16 protein-coding genes, 2 pseudogenes and 1 other annotated feature are annotated in these 17747 nt (G+C 26.9%); all 18 genes and pseudogenes read left to right on the plus strand.

What is annotated here, in order from left to right; all coding sequences use genetic code 11:
• Positions 1 to 84 precede the first annotated feature (84 nt).
• A pseudogene (locus RGC78_RS14610) lies at positions 85 to 651 on the plus strand (exodeoxyribonuclease III); the annotation flags it as partial.
• A gap of 32 nt (positions 652 to 683) precedes the next feature.
• Positions 684 to 1025 carry a hypothetical protein gene (locus tag RGC78_RS14615; RefSeq protein WP_012422928.1) on the plus strand — a complete coding sequence of 114 codons (342 nt, stop codon included), beginning with the start codon at positions 684 to 686 and terminating at the stop codon, positions 1023 to 1025.
• A gap of 50 nt (positions 1026 to 1075) precedes the next feature.
• Positions 1076 to 2185: an alpha/beta fold hydrolase gene (locus tag RGC78_RS14620; RefSeq protein ID WP_309556879.1), complete on the plus strand. Its 1110-nt coding sequence runs from the start codon at positions 1076 to 1078 to the stop codon at positions 2183 to 2185.
• Between the two features lie 263 nt (positions 2186 to 2448).
• Positions 2449 to 4407: a GTP-binding protein gene (locus tag RGC78_RS14625; RefSeq protein ID WP_309556880.1), complete on the plus strand. Its 1959-nt coding sequence runs from the start codon at positions 2449 to 2451 to the stop codon at positions 4405 to 4407.
• Between the two features lie 313 nt (positions 4408 to 4720).
• Positions 4721 to 4954 (plus strand): TIGR04540 family protein, encoded by a 234-nt coding sequence (locus RGC78_RS14630; protein WP_309556881.1) that lies wholly within the window; start codon positions 4721 to 4723, stop codon positions 4952 to 4954.
• A gap of 248 nt (positions 4955 to 5202) precedes the next feature.
• Positions 5203 to 6582, plus strand: a complete 1380-nt coding sequence (locus tag RGC78_RS14635) for a cation:dicarboxylate symporter family transporter (RefSeq protein WP_309556882.1) — start codon at positions 5203 to 5205, stop codon at positions 6580 to 6582.
• Between the two features lie 423 nt (positions 6583 to 7005).
• Positions 7006 to 7252 (plus strand) — a binding site (T-box leader).
• A gap of 147 nt (positions 7253 to 7399) precedes the next feature.
• A complete protein-coding gene (trpE, locus tag RGC78_RS14640) occupies positions 7400 to 8791 on the plus strand; it encodes an anthranilate synthase component I (protein ID WP_309556883.1) in 1392 nt (463 codons plus the stop codon).
• Complete coding sequence (locus tag RGC78_RS14645) at positions 8788 to 9366, plus strand: anthranilate synthase component II (RefSeq protein WP_309556884.1); 579 nt, start codon at positions 8788 to 8790, stop codon at positions 9364 to 9366. The genes trpE and RGC78_RS14645 overlap by 4 nt, the downstream gene beginning before the upstream one ends.
• Entirely contained in the window at positions 9356 to 10363 is a 1008-nt protein-coding gene (gene trpD / locus RGC78_RS14650; protein WP_309556885.1) for an anthranilate phosphoribosyltransferase, read from the plus strand. Before RGC78_RS14645 ends, trpD begins: the two co-directional genes overlap by 11 nt.
• Positions 10364 to 10376: 13 nt before the next feature.
• Positions 10377 to 11165: an indole-3-glycerol phosphate synthase TrpC gene (trpC, locus tag RGC78_RS14655; protein ID WP_309556886.1), complete on the plus strand. Its 789-nt coding sequence runs from the start codon at positions 10377 to 10379 to the stop codon at positions 11163 to 11165.
• A complete protein-coding gene (locus RGC78_RS14660; RefSeq protein WP_309556887.1) occupies positions 11158 to 11787 on the plus strand; it encodes a phosphoribosylanthranilate isomerase in 630 nt (209 codons plus the stop codon). Before trpC ends, RGC78_RS14660 begins: the two co-directional genes overlap by 8 nt.
• Positions 11787 to 12965 (plus strand): tryptophan synthase subunit beta, encoded by a 1179-nt coding sequence (gene trpB, locus RGC78_RS14665; protein WP_309556888.1) that lies wholly within the window; start codon positions 11787 to 11789, stop codon positions 12963 to 12965. The genes RGC78_RS14660 and trpB overlap by 1 nt, the downstream gene beginning before the upstream one ends.
• A complete protein-coding gene (gene trpA, locus RGC78_RS14670) occupies positions 12958 to 13734 on the plus strand; it encodes a tryptophan synthase subunit alpha (RefSeq protein WP_309556889.1) in 777 nt (258 codons plus the stop codon). The genes trpB and trpA overlap by 8 nt, the downstream gene beginning before the upstream one ends.
• A 93-nt stretch (positions 13735 to 13827) precedes the next feature.
• Positions 13828 to 14133 (plus strand): hypothetical protein, encoded by a 306-nt coding sequence (locus RGC78_RS14675; protein WP_012422703.1) that lies wholly within the window; start codon positions 13828 to 13830, stop codon positions 14131 to 14133.
• Positions 14134 to 14690: 557 nt separating this feature from the next.
• Positions 14691 to 15854 (plus strand): 1-propanol dehydrogenase PduQ, encoded by a 1164-nt coding sequence (locus RGC78_RS14680; RefSeq protein WP_309556890.1) that lies wholly within the window; start codon positions 14691 to 14693, stop codon positions 15852 to 15854.
• Positions 15855 to 16209: 355 nt separating this feature from the next.
• The gene (pduB, locus tag RGC78_RS14685) at positions 16210 to 17028 is read left to right on the plus strand and encodes a propanediol utilization microcompartment protein PduB (protein ID WP_309556891.1); all 819 of its coding nucleotides are present in this window, start codon (positions 16210 to 16212) and stop codon (positions 17026 to 17028) included.
• Between the two features lie 63 nt (positions 17029 to 17091).
• Entirely contained in the window at positions 17092 to 17592 is a 501-nt protein-coding gene (locus RGC78_RS14690) for a BMC domain-containing protein (protein ID WP_309556892.1), read from the plus strand.
• Positions 17593 to 17607: 15 nt separating this feature from the next.
• A pseudogene (gene pduA / locus RGC78_RS14695) lies at positions 17608 to 17747 on the plus strand (propanediol utilization microcompartment protein PduA); the annotation flags it as partial.

Here is a 17747-nt window from a genome sequence, read left to right on the forward strand (position 1 = left end):
TTTGTAAAAAAAGAGCAAGGTATATTTTTATCCCTTGCTCTTTGTGACAATTTCAATGTCATTTTGTTAACTAAATGACATTGCTCAGGAACTGCTGTTTTTTCTAAAGAAAAGCCTTTAAAGATTTCATTAGGAATAGGAATTGAGGAACATGATAAAGAAGGCAGAGTTCTAACATTAGAATTTGAAGAATTTTATTTAGTTAATGTGTATACTCCTAATTCACAACAAAAATTAGCTAGAATAGATTATAGAATGGCTTGGGAAAATGATTTCAGAAACTATTTAAATGAATTAAATAAAGCTAAACCTGTTATAGTGTGTGGAGATTTAAATGTTGCTCATAAAGAAATAGATTTAAAAAATCCTAAGAACAATAGAAATAATGCTGGATTTAGTGATGAGGAAAGAGAAAAGTTTGGTGAACTTTTAAAATCAGGTTTTATAGATACATATAGATACTTTTATCCAGATAAAGAAGGTGCATATTCTTGGTGGTCTTATAGATTTAATGCTAGAGCTAACAATGCAGGATGGAGAATAGATTATTTTTTAGTTTCTAAAGATTTTGAAGATAGGTTGGTAGATGCTAAAATACATACACAAATTGAAGGTTCTGATCATTGTCCAGTTGAATTAATAATAAAATAAATAATATTAATATGTAAGGAGATTTTTAAATTATGAAGGAACTTTTTAAAATAAAAGATTTAATATTTTACAAGGAAGATTTTTTAGATGACATAAGTGAATTTGAAGATATATTACCTATAATAAGAGAGTTTAGTGATAATCTTAATTATGAAAAAATAAAGGTAGCTGGCTCAAATGAATGTTGTGAAAAAACTAAAGAAAATTATTTCATTGAAATACATGGATATATAAACCAAGATGATGACTTTATAACAAAAGAAGAATTAGACAAAATGCCAATAGCTATTGATAGAAGTGAATTAGATTTGTTTGTTATTAGAATTTATAAATGTACTAAGTGTAATAAATGGCTTATAGATATATTGGAATAACAGTGCATCTATAATTTCATATATTACAAATGAAGAGGTGAATAAATAATATGAATTTGTTAAAGTATAAAAGAAATATAAATTATAAGGTATTATTTTTTTTGTTAATATTTACTCTAAATATAATATTTGGAGCAAATCAAATTGCTTATGCTGATGAAAATGAAAAAACAGCAATTAATAATCTAGTAATAGAAGAAGATGATTATGAGGAGTCTATGAAAGGAATAGTAGAACCTTATATTGCAAGTAAAAGAGTAGAAGGATATTTTAAAGCAAACGATGATATTAATCTTTATTATCAAAAATATAAAGTTGAGAATTCTAAGGGTACTATTGTAATTAGCCATGGATTCACTGAAACATTAGAAAAATACAAAGAAGTGATTTATTATTTTTTAAATAAAGGATACTCTGTTTATGGAATTGAACATAGAGGGCATGGACGTTCGGGTTCATTGGGAGTAGTTGATGAAAGTCAAATTCATATAGAAGATTTTAATTTATATATTTCAGATTTTAAAGCGTTTATAGATGATATTGTTAAACCTGAAATTGGTGATGAAAAATTATTCTTATTTGCACATTCTATGGGTGGTGCAATTGGAACTAAATTTTTAGAAGAATATCCAGGATATTTTGATGCCGCTATTTTAAGTGCACCAATGCTTGAGATTGACACTGGGAGTGTTCCTAGCTTTATAGCAAAATCTATATCTTGGATATATACAACATTACCATTTGGTTATAAATATGCGCCTACACAAAAACCATATAGTAATGAATATAGTTTAGAGGATTCTTGTACAAGCTCTGAACCAAGATACAAGTATTATTATGATATACAATCCAATAACAAGGAGTTTCAAAGAGGTGGATCTTCTTTTAGTTGGTTAAAATCATCTTTAGATATAACAGAAGAAATTACTAAAAAAGAAAATGCTTCAAAAGTAGAAATCCCAGTACTGTTATTTCAAGCAGAAAAGGATACCTATGTAAAACCAAAAGGACAAAATGAATTTTCTCAGTATGCACCTAAGTGTAAGCTTGTATTAATGGCTGGTTCTAAACATGAAATATATAGAGAAAAAGATGGAATATTGAAAGCATATTTAAATCAAATATTTGATTTTTATAATGATAATTTATTGAATAATTAACAAGGATAGCATTTTCATAAGAAAGGGTTGTTGAACATATAAAGTCAACACACCTTATAAAGCAATTATATATTAAAAAAAGATTCCTTTGAGTGTATTTTTAACAATACATTTGAATGAGTCTTTTATTTTGTCTTAATGTCATATATAAACTTAATTATTTATATATGACATAGTATATGTTGTATGATAAAGTAAGTTATAAAATATTATATGATATAATTTTAATATGTAAATAGGAGCATTTTAAAGGAGATTTAAATATGAAAAAAACAATAGGCATATTAGCTCATGTAGATGCAGGAAAAACAACTTTTGCTGAGCAGATACTTTATCATACAAAGAGTATAAGAAAATTAGGAAGAGTAGATCATAAAAATTCATTTTTAGATAAACATGATATAGAAAAACAAAGAGGTATTACGGTATTTTCTGAGCAAGCTTTATTTAAGTATAATGATAATGAATATTATCTTATAGATACTCCAGGGCATATAGATTTCTCAACAGAAATGGAAAGAGCACTAGAAATAATGGATTATGCAATACTTATAATAAGTGGAGTAGATGGAATTCAGGCTCATACTGAAACTGTATGGGAACTCTTAAGAAAAAATAACATACCAACATTCTTTTTTATAAATAAAATTGACAGAGAAATTGCAAACATAGAAAATGTATTAAATGATATTAAGGTTAAATTAACCAGTAATTTATGCTTAATTGATAGAACTTTGAGTAATAAAAAAATGGAGACTGAATTAATAGAATTTATTGCAGAAAGAGATGAAAAATTATTAGAAGTATATTTAGATAGTGGCTATGATGAAGCTTTATGGATAAATTATATGAAGAGACAAATAAAAGAGGGGAAAGTCTTTCCTTGTTTAAGTGGCTCAGCATTGTTAGACATGAATATAGATGATTTTATAGAAAAATTAGATTTATTAACTTATACAAATTATGAAGAAAACGATGAAAAATTCAAGGGTAAGGTATACAAAATACGTTATGATGAAAAAGGAAGTAAAATAACTTATATAAAAGCTCTAAGTGGATGCTTAAAAGTAAAAGATAGTTTACTTTATACAGAAAATGAAATAGAATTTAATGAAAAAATAAATCAAATAAGAATATATAATGGTGATAAATTTACATTAGAAGACACTGCATATGCTGGAGATGTATTTGGTGTTACTGGATTAACTAAATTTAAAATAGGTCATAGTATTGGAGAAACAAATTTAAAAACTAATTATAATATAGTGCCTACATTAAAATCGAAAGTTATATTTAATGAATCAGTTAATACTAAAGAAATGCTTTCATATTTTAAAATTTTGGAAGAAGAGGATCCAGGACTAAATGTATTATGGGATGAGAACTTACAAGAAATAAACATACATATCATGGGAAAAATACAGCTAGAAGTTTTAAAGGAAGTAGTCAAAGAAAGATTTAAGCTTAATATTGAATTTGGAGATTGTGAAGTTTTATACAAAGAGACAATAGGAAATAAAGTTAATGGATATGGACATTTTGAACCTTTAAGACATTATGCTGAAGTATATTTGCAACTAGAACCTGGAGAAAGAAATAGTGGAATAACATTTGAAAGTAAATGTCATGTTGATAATTTAAACATAGGTTATCAAAGATTAATTCAATCTCATATTTTTGAAAAAGAACATAAAGGAATTTTAACGGGTTCTAAAATATGTGATTTGAAAATAATATTGCTTAATGGGAGGTCTCATTTGAAACACACAAGTGGCGGTGATTTTAGAGAAGCAACATATAGAGCAATCAGACAAGGATTAGAGCAAGGAAATAACATCTTATTAGAACCTTATTATAAATTAAAAATAACAGTGGAAAATGAGTATGTTGGAAGAGTTTTATCAGATATTCAAAGACTATCAGGAAGTTTTAATGAACAAGAAACTTTAGAAAATAAAACAATAATTTTTGGAAGAGGTCCTGTAGCAACTTTTATGAATTATAGTATGGAATTGATATCTTTTACTAAAGGAAAAGGTATTATTGCTTTGAGTTTTGATGGATATGATGAATGCCATAATAGCAATGCAGTTATAGAAAAAATAAAATATAAAAAAGAAGGAGATAGAGAATATACTTCAAGTTCAGTATTTTGTTCTAAAGGTCAAGGTTATGTGGTAAAGTGGGATAAGGTTGAAGAATATATGCACTGCTTGCAGTAATTTATAGTCATATATTTTGGTGTGATTGAATTTTTAGAATAAGTGAGTATTTAATTATACGCTATTTCATATATAATTAAATGCCAGTTTTAAAATTAATTCATAAGAAAAACGTTATATATAAAGATCGAAGTATTAAAATGACAATGTTTCTTTTTTTATCATATAAGTAATGTTAAATTATATGATAAATCTTAAATTAATTCAAATAAAAGAGTTTAGTTAAGTTTTTAGCGGTTTTAAGTATATGAAATTTTACTGATTTATTATATAATAAAAATACAATACATAATAAATTATTGGAGGAACTATTATGAGAAGTGTTTATAAGAATCCATCAGAATTAGCAACATGTTTAAAAGATTTTGTTGATACATACTTAGAGGGATTACTAACTTATGAGAAAATGGAAAGCAAAATATCTAAGATATTGGTAGCAAATAATGTATATAAGAATGGATTTGTATCTGTTAAGTTATCAAATGTCCTTGGAGAAGAAAGAATGGAAATTATCGATAAGATATATAAAGATATGCAAACAATTTAAAAAAATTAAATTAAAGCGATACTAATCAAGTTAGTATCGCTTGTTTTATATAGAAAATTATTTGTATTGGAATAATTAACTCTGTTAAATATTGTTATCTTATTAATAATGTTTATGCATTCATAGGTAAAAATAAAGCATAGAAAATATACTTATGTATAAACTATATTGACATAAGTATGTTTTCTAGGTATTATATAAATCATACTAAACTTATAGGAATAATATACAAAGGATGGAATACTAGAATGAACAGTACGTTTTTAACAGATTTTTTAATGGTAACAAATTTAAAAACTATATTATTTATAGGCATTTTAATAGGAATGTTTTATTTGGTAAAAGTTCTTGAAAGAAAAAAAGTGAACTTTTCTAAGCGAATGATTTTATCAACAGTTTTAGGACTGCTACTTGGGAGTATAATACAGATAGTAGCAGGATTACCAGAAACAACAGATAATATAACATGGATAAATGAAGTTACAAAGTGGTATGGATTATTTGGTTATGGATTTATGGATTTATTAAAAATGTTAGTTGTACCATTAGTTTTTCTTTCAATAATAAGAGTAATTATTAATATGAAAGAAGGAGAAAACTTAGGGAAACTTACATTTAGATCATTATTTGTTTTACTTAGCACAACTACAATTGCCGCTATAGTGGGGATTTTTGTAGGAAATTTATTTAAATTAGGAGTAGGATTTGAAGTTATTAAAAATAACTCTGAAATAAAGGAAATAAGTTCTGTAGTTGATACACTAAGAGCACTACTACCTTCAAATCCAGTTAAAGCTATGGCTGATTCAAATGTAGTTGGAATAGTTATTTTTGCAGGATTTATTGGAGTTGCAATGAATAGACTTAAAAAGAAATATTCTGACGTAATAAAACCTGCTAAAGATCTAGTAGAAGCAGCTTATAAAATTACCACAAGTGTAGCAATGACGGTGATTAAATTTATGCCTTATGCTGTAATAGCATTACTTGCAAATACAATTGCAGCAAGAGGGATACCAGCACTTATGAGTGTATTAGATTTCATAATAGCTTTATATGTTAGTATAGCTATAGTGTTTGTAATACATTTAGTAATAATAGCTCTTAATGGTTTAAATCCTATAAAATATTTAAAAAATACAATGGAACCTTTAATACTAGCTTTTACTTCAAGATCTAGTTTAGGAACATTACCTGTAACTATTGAAACATTAACAGAAAAAGTTGGAGTAGATGAAGGAATCGCAAGTTTTGTTGGGAGTTTAGGATCTAATGCAGGAATGAATGGATGTGCAGCTATATATCCAGCATTAATGGCAGTTACAATTGCTAACATGTCAGGAACACCTATGGATTTTAGCTTTTATGGAATGCTACTTGTAATAATAGTAATAAGTTCTCTTGGAATTGCAGGACTTCCAGGTAGTGCTACCATGGCAGTATCTGTAGTAATATCAGGTATGGGAATGGGAAATTATTTTTCTTTAGCAGGAGGTATTCTTGCCATAGATCCAATTCTTGATATGGGACGTACAATGCTTAATGTAAATGGAACAATGGTAACAACAGTTACAGTTGCAAATAGTTTTGATAAAATAGATAAAGAAAAATTTACTACAAGCAAATAACAAAATCCCTCTAGAAAATATTTTTTAATGCATTCTAGGGGGATTTTATTATTTAAATATAAGCATACTTATTATTTTATTGACAATATTTTAATAGAATGTTGATATATGTATAAGCAAAGTGATAGGAATTAAAAATAATCTTAGGGCTCCTGTATAGTTGCTGAGTAAGTTAGAGGAGCAAAATATATAATGCACTGTGTGAAAGTTCATGTTACCAAATATAAAATTTGGACATTCATTTTTTGGCTCTCACTTAAGAGCACTAAAATGAGTATAATCCCATTTTATTAAAGATAAATAGCATATGTTAGAATTAAATAGCATTTAACAGGAAATTACATATTTATACTATATAATTTAATTATATAAGCTTTTTAGAAGTGGATATATAATTAAAATTCTTATATAATCACATTAAATTAAAAACCAGTGATGAGAGGTAGTAAATAATAGAGTTTAGTTTCAGAGAGTTTGGAATGGTGTGATCCAAATACTGTAGCTATTATTGAATGGGTCTCTGAGGTGATATCTTGAAAATTTTAGTAGAGATATACGGAAAGTCCACCGTTAAAAGGACAGGGTATAAAATAATACAAATATTATTCGTACCTGATAGAGTATATGCAATATAGGTGGTATAACGAGATTTTAACATTTCGTCCTATTTAGGATGAAGTGTTTTTTTGTTCATATTGAGTTTATTTAGCATATAAAAAATGGGTGGCACCACAAGTCACTTTGTCCCATTATATTTGGGATGAAGTGGCTTTTTTTATTACCTAAATATCAGGTATATGAAAAAGGGGGAAAAGATTTGATTAATATTTCAGAAAAAAAATTTAAAGAAAAAAGAAACAATGCAAAGGGATTTTCTGTAATAAGTGAATTTAGAGGAGATGAAATAACACCAATAGGGATTTTTAATGGATTTAATGGCAAAAGAAAATTTATCTTAGAAGGTGGTACAAAAGAAAATCATTTTGGCAGATATTCTTTTTTAGGAGAAAATCCTTATTTAGAGATTAAAGGCAATACAAAAGAAGAAATTATGAAAATAAGAGATAATGTTCAAATTAATTTTGATAATAGTACTAATAAGTTTTCTTTTAAAGGTGGAGCAATTGGGTATATTGGATATGATTCGATAGAATTATATGAAAAAAAACTTAACTTTAGAAGTTTAGATAAATTAAATCTTCCAATAATTAGATTTAATTTCTATAGAAATTATATTTGCTATGATCATTTTACTCATAAAGTTTATGTTGTAGATAACATTTTTAAAGATGATCATCGAACCTATAATGAAATTATAGAAAATCAAAAGAATTATATTAAGAACGTTAATAAAAATATAAATTTATATATTACTGATGAGAAAAAGGAAAATATAGAATTTAGTTTTGAAACATCAAAAGAAGAATTTATTAAAAATGTAAAAAAGGCAAAAAGTCACATATTAGATGGGGATATTTTTCAAATAGTGCTTTCACAAAGAATGTTTTGTAATACTAAAAAAGATCCTATTGAAATTTATAGAAGACTTAGAGAAGAAAATCCATCTCCATATATGTATTTAATTGATTATGATAATTATCAAGTCATTGGATCTTCACCAGAAAGCCTTGTAAGTATAAAGGAAGATAAAATTACTACAAATCCAATTGCAGGGACACGAAAAAGAGGAAAAAACAATAAAGAAGATTGTTTTTTAGAAAAAGAATTGTTACAAGATGAAAAAGAAATAGCAGAGCATGTTATGTTAGTAGATTTGGGGCGTAATGATATTGGAAAGGTAAGTAATATAGGAACTGTTGAAGTGAATGACTTTATGAAGGTTGAAAAATTTTCACATGTTATGCATATCACAACAACAGTTAGTGGAGAAATAAATGAAAAATATGATAATTTTGATGGACTTTTTGCTTGTTTACCTGCTGGAACTGTATCAGGAGCTCCTAAAATAAGAGCTATGGAGATAATAGATGAATTTGAAAAATCAAAGAGAGGAATTTATTCTGGAGCAGTTGGATATTTCTCATATGGTGGTGAAATGGATATGGCAATAGCAATTAGAACTATAGTTTTAAAAGAAGATATTGCTTATCTTCAAGCTGGAGCAGGCATTGTTTATGATTCAATTCCAGAAAAAGAATTTGATGAGATACAAAATAAACTTATGGTGTTAAAGGAGATATTAAGATGATAGCGTTAATAGATAATTATGATTCTTTTACTTTTAATTTATATCAATATTTAAGAGAATTTACAGAAGTTACGGTTATTAGAAATGATGAAATAACTCCAGAAGAACTAACTAAGTTAAATTTAAATGGAATTGTTATTTCTCCAGGTCCAGGCAGACCAGAAAATGCTGGCGAATCAATTAATGTAATAAAAAAATTAGGAAATAAAATACCTATATTAGGAATTTGTTTAGGTCATCAAGCAATAGCAGTTGCATATGGTGGAAATGTAATAAAAGCTAATAAAATTTTCCATGGAAAGACTTCGAAAATTCAAATTAAAGGTAGGGATCTATTTGAGGGAGTAAGTAGAAAAATTGAAGTAATGAGATATCATTCATTGATAATTGATAAAGGAAGTTTACCAGAAGAACTTGAAGTTATAGCAGAAACAATTGATACAAAAGATATTATGGCAATAAAGCATAAGAATTATAAAGTATATGGATTACAATTTCATCCGGAATCCATATTTACTCCAAAGGGTAAAAAAATAATAAGAAATTTTGTAGAGGGGATTTGTAATGAATATTAAAAAAGCAATAGAAAAAATATTCTTAAAAGAAAATTTAACTTCTAATGAAATGAGTGATGTAATCAATGAAATAATGAGTGGAAAAGCAACTTCTGCACAAAAAGCTGGTTTTTTAGTTGCTTTAAAATCTAAGGGAGAAACTTCAGAAGAATTAGTTGGGGCTATAAAAGCTTTAAAAAAATATACACTTAAGATAAACATTAAAGATAGAAAGCATTTAATAGATACTTGCGGTACAGGAGGTGATGGAGGAAAAACTTTCAATATATCAACAGCAGTTGCCATTGTTGCTGCAAGTGGAGGGGCAAAAGTTGCAAAACATGGAAATAGAGCTATTTCTAGTAAAAGTGGAAGTTTAGATGTTTTAAATGAGCTGGGTATAAAGACTAATTATTCTAAAGAAGAAAGTGAAAAATTTATTAATGAAAAAGGTTTATCATTTCTTCTTGCAACAACATATAATTCTGGAATGAAAAATGTAGGACAAGAAAGGATAGAGCTTGGAATTAGAACCATTTTTAATATGTTAGGACCATTATTAAATCCAGCAGATATTACAGGTCAACTTATGGGAGTATATGATGTTTCTTTGATGAAAACTATTGGAAATGCATTGTTAGAATTAGGTTTGGATAGAGCAATGATAGTATATGGCAATGATGGTTTAGATGAAATAACAAATACAACTACAACAGATGTTTGTGAAATAAAAGATGGAAAGCTAAATAGATATGTTTTAGATCCATTAAAATATGGATTTAGCAAAGCTAATATTAAAGATATTCAAGGTGGTACTCCTAAAGAAAATGCTGAAATTATTTTAAAAATTCTTAATGGAGAAAAAGGTTATAGAAGAGATATAGTTGTTTTAAACTCAGGGGCAGCACTATATGTAGCTAAAATAGTTGATTCTTTAGATGAGGGTATTAATATGGCAAAAGATTTAATTGATAGTGGAAAAGCATATAAGAAATATAAGGAATTACAAGAGCTTTAAAGGAGGGGATTCAATGATATTAGATAAAATATTGGAAAAGAAAAGAAAGAAAATTGAAGAGAGAAAGATAGCAGTTTCTTTGGAAGAAATGAAAAACAAGGCGTTAAAGATTGCTGATTTTAATGGGGAAAATAGGTTGAAAAGTTGTTTTAAAAGTAACGATTTATCATTAATAGGAGAATTTAAAAAAGCATCTCCATCAAAAGGAATAATTGCTAAATATTTTCATATTGAAGAGATTGAAAAATTCTATAAAAGTTTAAAAGTTAATGCATATTCCGTTTTAACAGAGGAAGATTTCTTTTATGGAAGTGATGAAAATTTGAGAAAATTAAATAATTTAACAACTATTCCAATTATAAAGAAGGATTTTATAATTGATTTTTATCAAATATATGAAGCGAAAATTTTTGGAGCATGTGGAATACTTCTTATTGTAAGCGTATTAGGAGAGAAACTTAAAGAATTTTATGATGAGTGTATTAAATTTAATTTAGAACCATTAATAGAAGTTCATGATAAAGAGGAATTAGATATTGCTTTAAAATGTGGCGGTGAAATTATAGGAATAAATAATAGAAATTTAAAAGATTTTACTATTAATTTAGATACAACTAAAAATCTTATAAAATATATTCCAAAAGAAAAAGTAGTAGTTTCTGAAAGTGGAATAAATACAATTGATGATTTAAAGAAAGTAAAGGGTTTTGGAGTAGATGCAGTACTTATTGGTGAAATGTTTATGAGAAATATAAATAATTTAGAATTTATAAGACAACTTAAGGCGTTTAGAAATGATTAAAGTTAAGATTTGCGGAATAACGAGTTTAAGGGAAATATCATATCTAAATATTCTTAAACCAGATTATGTAGGGTTTGTTTTTGCAAAAAGTAAACGTCAAATAGAAAAATCTAAATGTAAAATTTTAAGCGATTTATTAATACAAGATATAAAAAAAGTAGGTGTATTTAGAAATAATTCCATAGAAGAAATTTTAGAGGTTGTTAATTATGTTTCATTAGATGTTATTCAAATTCATGGTGATGAAAATAATGAATATATAAAAAATCTTAGGAAAGCTTTAGATTCTAATATTGCAATTTGGAAAGCTATATTGATAGATGAGAAAGTTAAAAAAGTTGATTTGAAAAAGTATAAAAGCCTTATTGAAAATTTTGTGCTTGATGGAGTAAGCCCTGGAAGTGGAAGGAATTTTAATTGGAATAATACAAAATTAAGTTCTGATATAAAATTTTTTCTTGCAGGAGGTATTAATGAAGAAAATGTTTTAGATGCAATAAAAATTTTAAAACCAAATGGAATAGATGTTTCATCTGGTGTTGAAAGTATAAATGAAAATGGTGAAAGATTAAAATCTTTTTATAAAATGAAGGACTTAATAATGAAAGTGAGGAAGAATTAATGAAGGGGAAATTTAATAATTTTGGAGGTCAATATGTTCCAGAAAGCCTTATGAATGCATTGAATGAATTAGAAGAGCAATATGAAATGGTTATAAATGATAAAGAATTTATGGATAAATATAGATATTATTTAAAAGATTATGTTGGGAGACCTAGTTCATTATATTATGCAGAAAATATGACTAAAGATTTAGGAGGAGCAAAAATATACTTAAAAAGAGAAGATTTAAATCATACAGGAGCTCATAAAATAAATAATACTATTGGACAAATTCTTTTAGCAAAGAAAATGGGGAAAAAGAAAGTTATAGCTGAAACTGGAGCAGGTCAGCATGGAGTTGCAACAGCAACTGTAGCTGCTAAGTTTAATATGGAATGTAAGATATTTATGGGTGAAGAAGATATTAAAAGACAAGCTCTAAATGTTAAAAAGATGGAACTTTTAGGTGCAGAGGTGATATCTGTAACAAGTGGAAATAAAACATTAAAAGATGCAGTAAATGAAGCAATTAGATATTGGGTTTCTAATGTTGAAGATACTTATTATATTATGGGAACTGTAGCAGGACCACATCCATATCCGATTATGGTAAGAGATTTTCAAAAAGTAATAGGAGAAGAAGTTAAAAAACAAATTTTAGAAAAAGAAAAACGTCTTCCTGATTATATTATTGCGCCAATAGGTGGAGGAAGTAATGCTATGGGAATTTTTTATCCTTTTTTAGAAAATAAAGATGTTAGCTTAATTGGAGTTGAAGGAGCAGGATTGGGGTTAGAGACAGGTGAACATGCAGCAGCACTTCAAAGTAAAGAAACAGGAGTATTACATGGTATGATGTCTTATGTTTTAAAAGATGATGATGGTCAAATAAAAGAAGCTTACTCAATATCAGCAGGTCTTGATTATCCATCTGTTGGACCAGAACATGCATATCTTTGCGAAATTAATAGAGCTAATTATGTGACAGTAACAGACAAAGAAGCTGTAGAGGCATTTATTTATTTAACCAAAATTGAAGGAATAGTTCCAGCACTTGAATCTTCACATGCAGTAGCTTATGCTAAAAAACTTGCAAAAAAATTATCAAAAAATCAAGTTGTTATAGTAAACATTTCTGGTAGAGGAGATAAAGATATGGATACTATAATTAAATATATGGAGGAAAATCATGAATAGAATAGATTTAGTTTTTAATAAATTAAAGAAAATTAATAGGAAAGCATTAATACCATTCATAGCAAATGGAGATCCTAATTTAGAAGAAAGTATAGAAATAGCATTAAAACTTGAAAAATGTGGTGCAGATATTATAGAAATAGGAATACCATTTAGTGATCCATTAGCTGATGGACCAGTTATACAAAATTCTTATGTAAGAGCATTAAATTCTGGGATAAAAGTAAAAGATATATTTATCCTTGGAAAAAAGATTAGAGAAAAAAGTAAAATTCCATTAATTATAATGGTTTATTATAATTTAGTTCATCACTATGGAATTGAAAAATTTTTAAATGATGCTAAAAATTCAGAATTTGATGGATTAATAGTTCCGGATATTCCATTAGAAGAAAGAAATGAACTAAAAGAAAAATGCGAAAATAATGAGATTCATTTAATTCCATTAGTAGCACCTACATCAAGAGAAAGAATAGAAAAGATAACTAACAATGCTAAAGGATTTATTTATTGTGTATCTTCAAATGGAACAACTGGTGAAAGGAATAATTTGAGTCATGATATTAGTAATTATTTAGATACAGTAAGATCTAATACAGATTTACCTATATGTTTAGGATTTGGAATATCATCAATTGATGTTGTAAATGAAGTGAAAGAATATTGTGATGGAGTAATTATAGGCAGTGCAGTTGTAAGAAGACTTAATGAAGACAAAGATAATGCATATGAGTTTGTTCAAGAAATACGCAAACAAATGGATTGTTAAAAATATAAATAATTATATTATGTGCAAAATAATTTAATATGTTCAATTTATGATTAATTATGATATAATATCTCTCTAGAAAGAGGTGTAAAAATGGCAAAAAGAAATAGTAGAAATAATGATTTATTAAAAGAAACAAAAAATACAACAACTCCTAAAGTATATTCTTTATTGGTTAGCTTAGTTAATGAAGATAAAGAAAATTTAGCAGAAGATGTTTTGAAAATAGATTATTTATTAACATATACTAATAATTGTATTAAAGATAAAGATTTTAAAGAGGCAAAATATACATTACAAATATTAGATAGAAGAATTGAAAATCTAAAAAAACAAAGTGTAGATATAGATCATTTAAGTAATCTTTACGATAAATTAAATTCTCAAATAAAGAAATAAAAAGAGCTTAAGGAAGTACAATTTTATTAAAGATTATAAAATATAGATTAATAGAAAAGCAAAGAATATACAAATTGATATGCGTCATTTATAGTAGGTGGTTAAAATAATAAAACTGTAACTATAAATGGCGTATTTTATTATTGGAAGAAAATTTGAGATATTGCCGGAAGTTAAGATTAAGTTTGTATAAGGCTATTTATATGGAAAATTAGACTAAATTAAATAGAAAAAGATTTAAAGGTTAATCTAAGTTCTGTTACAGTATAGATAGGTAAAAGTTAAAAAATTAACATAGTTGAGGGGCGAAAATTAAAAAAAACTATTATACAAATTTTTAAAATTTTGTTTTAATTAATTAAATATAAAAAAAGAACCATATCATATATGCTTATAAGAATAAAACATGTTAAAATCATGAAAATTAAAAATATTTTTTAATTTTATAAAAAAATACTTGAAATTTATGTTTAATATGGTAAAATCAAATTAATTAGGAATGTTATTAAATTAACAAGCTATATATTCTCCAAAAATAAAATGGGGGTATTAAGTAGATGAAAAGTTTTAAGGTTCCAGCGCAAATATTGTATGAAGATAATGCCGTGCAACATTTAAGAGAATTAAAGTCAAAAGGAATATTTATAGTTACTGATAAAGTTATGTCCAAGCTTGGTGTAATCGATCCAGTAATAAGTATATTAAAAGAAAATGGAATAAATTATGAAGTATTTACAGAGGTAGAACCGGAACCAACAATGGAAGTAGTTACCCATGGATTTAAAAAATTTTTAGATTATGGCGCAGATACTATAATAGCTATAGGTGGTGGATCTGTAATTGATGCTTCAAAAGCTATGATTTATTTTTTAGATGCACTAAAGCAAAAATTACCTTCTTCAAACCAAGAAAAACCATATTTTATAGCGATTCCTACTACAAGTGGAACTGGATCAGAAGTAACATCTTATGCAGTTATAACTGATTCATCAACGCATACTAAAATACCACTAAAAAGTGATGTTATGTACGCAGATGTTGCATTGTTAGATTGGAATTTCACGAAAAGTGTTCCTCCAACAGTAACTGCTGATACAGCATTAGATGTATTAACTCATGCTCTTGAAGCATATGTATCAGTGGGTGCATCAGAATATACTGATGCATTAGCCAAAGAAGCTATTTCTACAATATTTGATTATACAGAAAAAGTATTTAAAAATGGAGCAGATCAAGAAGCAAGAATGAAAATTCATAATGCATCTTGTATGGCTGGAATAGCATTCGAAAATGCCGGACTTGGAATAAATCACAGTCTAGCTCATGCTTTAGGTGCAACATTTGGAATAACCCATGGTAGATCTAATGCGGTTCTTTTACCGTACGTTGTAGAATATAATTCATCATTATTTGATGAAAATCATTGCTATGATTTTAAGGCAGCTAAGAGATATACAGAGATAGCTAGATTACTAGGATTACCACATACTGATTTTAAAGAAGGTGTAGTAATGTTTGTAAAAGCTTTAAAAGCTTTATTACAATCTGTAAATATACCAATAAGAATAAAAGATTTTGGAATTGATGAAAATTCATTTAATTCAGCTATAGAATCAATGTGTGGTAGAGCAATGCAGGATATTTGCACTGGAGGAAATCCAAGAACTGCTGATGAAAAAGGTTTAAGAGATACTTTAATTAAAGCTTATAATGGAAATTAAAGAGGTATAATTTTTTTTGAAAATATTTGTTAAATAATTAACAGCAAAAAAGTAATTACAATGCCATGTTAATTATCACAGAGTATTAATTCATAAAATCTGTATGCTATAGTTGATTATTGTTATAAAAAACATAAACAAATATGTGATTATAACAAAATAAATATTTTTCAAAAAAATTTATATAAAAAATTAAAAAAATACTTGTAAATTTTTTAACAAAGTTTTTAACGTTTGATGTAAATATTAAATTATACAATTAAAGAGAATTCAAATAGCTGTTAATTTACAGTAATTCCTAGTTTAATAAAATGTATAAAACTTAAAATATTAAATTCACAGGAGGAGATTGATTGTGCAGGAGCAATTAATGAGAAATATTATATCTGAGGTTTTGAAAAATATAGAAAATACAATTGATATGAATGAAAATAAAGAAGAATTAAAAAATATCCAAAATTTTCAGAATAATAAGATTAGTCTTGAAAATGATATTCCTGAGTTTGTTGGAAGTGCAATTGGAGATACAGTAGGTCTTGTTATAGCAAATGTAAATGAATTACTACTTAATAAGATGAATGTTTCTAAAAAATATAGATCTATTGGAATAATAGGAGCACGTACTGGTGCAAGTGCACAGATAATTTCTGCTGATGAGGCTGTAAAAGGAACTAATTCAGAAATTATAAAAGTTGAGCTTGCAAGAGATACAAAGGGTAATGCAGGTCATGGAGTATTAATAATTTTTGGAGCAGCTGATGTATCAGATGTAAGACAAGCTGTAGAAATTACTCTAAATGATTTAAATAGAACATTTGGTAATCTATACATTAATGAATGTGGACATCTAGAAATTCAATATACCCCAAGAACTAGTTACGCTTGTAATAAGGCTTTTAATGCACCTATAGGAACAGCATTTGGAGTTATAGTAGGAGCACCAGCAGCAATAGGACTTCTAATGGCAGATAGTGCTTTAAAAGCATCAAATGTTAATATAATAGATCACTGGTCACCAGCTTATAAAACTAGCTATAGCAATGAATGCGTAACAACAATTTATGGTGATTCAGAAGCCGTTAAACAAGCTTTAATTACAGCAAGAGAAGTAGGTACAAATATTTTATCTAAAATAGGAAGTACTCTTACTTCACAAAGTACTCCTTACATTTAATTTTAGAATTTATTATTTTAAATTTGTATATAGCTTATTTTTAAATAAAAATAATTTAAGGGGGTGGTTAAACTGGAGAGCTTTGCTTTAGGACTTATCGAAACAATTGGCCTTGTAGCTGGAATAGAAGCAGCTGATGCTGCTGTAAAATCATCTAATATAGAGGTTATAGGATATGAGAATTCAAAAGGTGGAACAGTTGTAGTTAAAATAAAGGGGGATGTTGGTGCTGTAAAAGCTGCAATTCAATCTGCATCTGCTTCAGCAGCTTTAGTTAATAAAGTAGTGTCTACATCTATTATACCTAGACCTAATTCTGAATTAAAAAATATTATATTTGCTAAGAACAAAGCTACTACATCCTTAGAAAGTAAAAAAAAAGTTAATAAAGTAGAAAATGAACATAAATCTAATGAAGAAATAAAAAGAGTAAGTAATAAAAAAGATATTAAGACAGTTGAAGAAAAAAATATAACATGTAATTTATGTATGGACTTAATGTGTTCAAGAAAAAAAGGTGAACCTAGAACTTCGTGTATACATTTTAATGAAATAAAAAAATAAGAGGAGGATATTATTATGCATGATGCATTAGGAATGGTAGAAACAAAGGGATTAATAGGGGCTATAGAGGCAGCAGATGCTATGGTTAAAAGTGCTAATGTAACATTAGTAGGATATGAAAAAATAGGATCAGGATTAGTAACTGTAATGGTAAG

It is taken from the genome of Clostridium aquiflavi (genome assembly GCF_031344075.1).
In the GTDB taxonomy this organism is placed as follows: domain Bacteria; phylum Bacillota; class Clostridia; order Clostridiales; family Clostridiaceae; genus Clostridium; species Clostridium aquiflavi.